The sequence below is a fragment of the Rhizobacter sp. genome, assembly GCF_031412495.1.
Classification (GTDB): Bacteria; Pseudomonadota; Gammaproteobacteria; order Burkholderiales; family Burkholderiaceae_C; genus Schlegelella_A.
This window is the reverse complement of the sequence record NZ_JANODC010000435.1, coordinates 1-2,539: the sequence shown is the minus strand read 5'-3', so window position 1 is coordinate 2,539 and position 2,539 is coordinate 1. Positions and strand designations below refer to the sequence as shown.

The window sequence follows — 2,539 nt, the reverse complement described above, 5'->3', positions numbered from 1 at the left end:
GAGCTGGCCGACGCCGCCGTGGTCAAGGGCCTGGCCGAGTTCCACGGCGTCGACCGCCGCTTCCAGCGCTACGGCGACGTGCCCGTCGCCGGCGGCAGCTTCGCCCTGATCGACGACTACGGCCACCACCCGGTCGAGATGGCGGCGACCCTGGCGGCCGCGCGCGGCGCCTTCCCGGGGCGGCGCCTCGTCCTCGCCTTCCAGCCGCACCGCTACACGCGGACGCGCGACTGTTTCGAGGACTTCGTCAAGGTCATCGGCAGCGCCGACCTGGTCCTGCTCGGCGAGGTCTACCCCGCCGGCGAGGCGCCGATCGTCGCCGCCGACGGCCGCGCCCTGGCGCGGGCGATCCGCGTCGCCGGCCGCGTCGACCCGGTCTTCGTCGACGAGATCGGCGCCATGGCCGAGACCATCGTCGCACAGGCGCAGCCCGGCGACGTCGTCATCTCGATGGGCGCCGGCTCGATCGGCAACGTCCCGGCGCAGGTGCTCGAACTGGCTCGCGGGGAGGCGTCATGACTTCGTTCGGCAAGGTGGCGGTGCTGATGGGCGGCGATTCGGCCGAGCGCGAGATCTCGCTCATGTCGGGCCGCGGCGTGCTGGCGGCGCTGCAGTCGCAGGGCGTCGACGCGCACGCCTTCGACCCGGCCGAGCGCGACCTCGCCGAGCTGAAGCGGGACGGGGTCGGCCGCTGCTTCATCGCCCTGCACGGCCGGCACGGCGAGGACGGCTGCGTGCAGGGCGCCCTCGAGCTGCTCGGCATCCCCTACACCGGCTCGGGCGTCATGGCCTCGGCCATCGCCATCGACAAGGTGATGACGAAGCGGATCTGGCTCGCCGAGGGCCTGCCGACGCCGCGCTTCGTTCGCCTCGCCGCGGGCGAGCAGGGCCGCGAGCAGGTGCGCGCGGTGCCCGACGTGCTCGGCCTGCCGCTGATCGTCAAGCCGCCGCGCGAAGGCTCGTCGATCGGCATCACCAAGGTCGCCGGCTACTCGGAGATGCAGGCCGCCGTCGAGCTCGCCGCCGGCTTCGATGCCGACGTGCTGTGCGAGGAGTTCATCGAGGGCGACGAGGTGACGTGCCCGGTGCTCGGCGAAGGCGCCGGGGCGGTGGCGCTGCCCGTCGTGCGCATCGTCGCCCCCGACGGCGCCTACGACTACCAGAACAAGTACTTCACCGACGTGGTCCGCTACGACTGCCCGAGCGGCTTGCCCGAGGCCGAGGAGCGCGAGATCCAGCGCATCGTGCTCGCCGCCTACCGGGTCCTCGGCTGCCGCGGCTGGGGCCGCGCCGACCTGATGCTGCGCAGCAGCGACCGCAAGCCCTTCCTGCTCGAGATGAACACCTCGCCGGGCATGACGTCGCACTCGCTCGTGCCGATGTCGGCGCGCGCCGCCGGCATCGGCTACGAGGCGCTCTGCGTGCGCCTGCTCGCCGGCGCGGGCCTCGATGCCCGGCCCGCCGCTGCAGCGAACCCGCCGGGAGGCTCCTGACGATGGCTGCCCATGCGCCTGCCGCGAATGCCGGGCCCGAGCTGCCGGCCGAGGTGCGGCTGATGAACGTCACCGCGGCTGTGCTCGGCATGGTCGGCGCGCTCCTGCTCGTTGCCGTCGCGGTGATCTGGCTGTCGCGTCAGCCGCTGTTCGCGATCCGTGGCATCGCCCTCGACGGCGACGTCGCCCGCAACAGCGTGTCGACGATCCGCGCCAACGCCGCGCCGCGCCTCGCAGGCAACTTCCTGACCATCGACCTCGGCACCGTGCGGCGTGCGTTCGAGTCGGTACCGTGGGTCCGCCACGCGGTGGTCCGCCGCGTCTGGCCGAACCGGCTGCGCGTGCAGCTCGAGGAGCACCGCGCAGTCGCGCTCTGGGCCGGCGATGCCGGCGGCGACCGGCTGGTCAACAGCTTCGGCGAGGTCTTCGAGGCCAACCTCGGCGACGTCGAGGACGACGACCTGCCGCGGCTCGCCGGTCCCGACGGCAGCTCGGCGCACGTGCTGGTCATGCTCGGCCGGATCGAGCCGGTGGTCGCGCCGCTCGGCGCCCGCATCGAGACGCTGGCCCTGTCGAGCCGGGGCTCTTGGCGGGTGACGCTGGACAACCGCGCCGTCATCGAGCTCGGCCGCGGCAGCGACGACGACGTGGTGGCTCGCTCGGCCCGCTTCGTCGCCACCTTCGGCAAGGTCACCGACCGGTTCCAGCGACCGCTCGAGTACGCCGACCTGCGCCACCAGGACGGCTACGCCGTGCGCCTGAAGGGCGTGTCGACCACGTCCGCCGTCCTTCCCGACAACAAGAAGAAGTAAGGATCCCAGCGCATGGCCAAGGAACTCAAGGACCTCGTCGTCGGCCTCGACATCGGCACGGCCAAGGTGATGGCGGTCGTCGCCGAGGTCATGCCCGACGGCGAGCTGCGCATCGCCGGGCTCGGCAGCGCCCCGGCGCACGGCCTCAAGCGCGGCGTCGTCGTCAACATCGACGCGACGGTGCAGTCGATCCAGCAGGCCTTGAAGGAGGCGGAGCAGATGGCCGACTGCAAG

3 protein-coding genes and 1 pseudogene are annotated in these 2,539 nt (G+C 72.7%); all 4 read left to right on the top strand.

The annotated features are described in order from the left end of the window. A partial coding sequence (locus tag AC30N0_RS16285; RefSeq protein ID WP_489518945.1) for a glutamate ligase domain-containing protein occupies positions 1 to 519 on the top strand: 519 nt, incomplete at its 5' end. Next, positions 516 to 1,493, top strand: coding sequence for a D-alanine--D-alanine ligase (locus tag AC30N0_RS16280; RefSeq protein ID WP_489518944.1), 978 nt, complete (start codon positions 516 to 518; stop codon positions 1,491 to 1,493). The genes AC30N0_RS16285 and AC30N0_RS16280, both read left to right, overlap by 4 nt. A gap of 2 nt (positions 1,494 to 1,495) precedes the next feature. Beyond that, positions 1,496 to 2,305 carry a cell division protein FtsQ/DivIB gene (locus AC30N0_RS16275; RefSeq protein ID WP_489518943.1) on the top strand — a complete coding sequence of 270 codons (810 nt, stop codon included), beginning with the start codon at positions 1,496 to 1,498 and terminating at the stop codon, positions 2,303 to 2,305. 12 nt (positions 2,306 to 2,317) lie between these two features. Continuing rightward, positions 2,318 to 2,539, top strand: a pseudogene (locus tag AC30N0_RS16270) (cell division protein FtsA); the annotation flags it as partial.

Coding starts and splice junctions, on each gene's coding strand:
- AC30N0_RS16275 (WP_489518943.1), top strand. CDS start 1,496: ATGGCTGCCCATGCGCCTGCCGCGAATGCCGGGCCCGAGCTGCCGGCC.
- AC30N0_RS16280 (WP_489518944.1), top strand. CDS start 516: ATGACTTCGTTCGGCAAGGTGGCGGTGCTGATGGGCGGCGATTCGGCC.